Source organism: Pseudomonas sp. CH235 (assembly GCF_004368175.1).
In the GTDB taxonomy this organism is placed as follows: Bacteria; Pseudomonadota; Gammaproteobacteria; order Pseudomonadales; family Pseudomonadaceae; genus Aquipseudomonas; species Aquipseudomonas paraglycinae.
In genome coordinates, this window is the sequence record NZ_RRZJ01000065.1 from 1 (window position 1) to 1,690 (window position 1,690).

A 1,690-nucleotide genomic window follows, 5' to 3' on the forward strand; every position below is an offset into this window, starting at 1 on the left:
TGCCGGAAACCTTCGCCCACGACCCGGCCGGCAACCTGCTGATGCAGGATCGCCCCGGTCCGACACAGATCAAAGGCAATCGCCTGCTGATGCAGGGCGATCGTCATTACGACTACGACGCCTTCGGCAACCTGATCCGCGAACGCCGCGGCCGCGCGCAAACCCTTGTCACCGAATACCGCTACGACAGCCAGCACCGCCTGATCGGCCTGACCCGCCCCGACGGCAAAACCGCGACCTACCAATACGACGCCTTCGGCCGGCGCATCCGCAAAACCGTCGACGGCCAGACCACCGAGTTCTTCTGGCAAGGCGACCACCTGATCGCCGAAAGCAGCCCAACCCAGCACCGCAGCTTCATCTACGAACCCGGCACCTTCCGCCCGTTGGCCATGCTCGACGGCAAAGGCCCGAAACGCGCCTGCCCGTTCTACTACCAGCTCGACCACCTCGGCACCCCGCAGGAACTGACCGACTACAGCGGCGAGATCGTCTGGTCCGCTAAATACAGCGCCTACGGCAAGGTCACCTCGCTGGAGCTCGCGACCGAGGACTACCTGAACCAGCCACTACGGTTTCAGGGGCAGTATTTCGATGAAGAAAGCGGGCTGCATTACAACCGACACCGGTATTACGACCCGGAGGTGGGGCGGTACCTGACGCCGGATCCGGTGAAGTTGGCGGGTGGGTTGAATCAGTACCGGTATGTGCCGAATCCGACGGGGTGGGTGGATCCGTTGGGGTTGACGTCCAATTGTCCGCCGCCCAAAAACAATAAGATCCAGAAGTGCTCAGTACCAACTCAGGCTAACAGACCTAACGTCAATCAAGGGTTGCCAATCGTTCCGGCCGTTGGCAAAGATGGGCCACAAAATGAAGCTGAAGCTAAGCGTCAGGTATTAGCTTGGAACAGACAATACAGAATGCACTCTGTAGAAAAGCATGGGCCAGAAATTGATGATGCAGCTTTAAAGCAGAGGTCTATAGACGGATCGCATCCAACAAAAAAAGGCGTTAGAGGGATGGTGGGGCCAAGTTCTCAATTCAATAGTTGGATGATGCAGTTTCGGGCGTTGCATTTTGCTTTATCTAGGATGCATAAAAAAATTCCTGAGCCGACAGGATATGATGCTGATCAAAACCCTATTGTTAGGATGAGACTGCCAGGAGCAGGCCGTGGTTACAAGCCCAATGAAAGAGATCTAAGCAATCCTCGATATATAGATAGCTTGGATGGGGCGGAAGTGAAATTTGATAAGCGAGATGTCAAACGACCATTTACTGGCTTTCCACGATAGGTAAGATTATGTTGATGCTGCCATTTACAAGACTTCCATATGAACCTCGACTCTCCCATGTTTTGAGTGGGATATCGATTTACGATCGCGAAGAGACGCTTGGTAAGGCGTTGTGGGTTTATGATCCTAATCAGTATGAGGATCAACACGAAATAATTAAGAGTTTCATTGTTCCGGAGTTTGATTATTTAACCTATCGCCATAGGTTTTTGATTTATAAACTCCTTGAAAATCATTTGCAGGATACTGATTTTGATTTTTCTGGAGAGTTTGAGAGCGACTATGATGATCCGAGAGTGCTCGCGTGGGATGAAACTGAAATAATAGACTCTCGTGGTTTTGTTGAACAGATATAGGAGATCGTCAGTAAGTGGTGGAGAGATGATTTGCTG

The 1,690-nt window shown here is 51.9% G+C and carries 2 protein-coding genes; both read left to right on the forward strand.

Annotated elements, in window-relative coordinates; genetic code table 11:
* The coding region (locus EIY71_RS28435; protein ID WP_178083806.1) for an RHS repeat domain-containing protein at positions 1-1,298 on the forward strand (1,298 nt) is incomplete at its 5' end.
* Positions 1,299-1,306: 8 nt separating this feature from the next.
* Positions 1,307-1,654 carry a hypothetical protein gene (locus EIY71_RS28440; RefSeq protein ID WP_178083807.1) on the forward strand — a complete coding sequence of 116 codons (348 nt, stop codon included), beginning with the start codon at positions 1,307-1,309 and terminating at the stop codon, positions 1,652-1,654.
* The last annotated feature ends 36 nt before the right edge of the window (positions 1,655-1,690 follow it).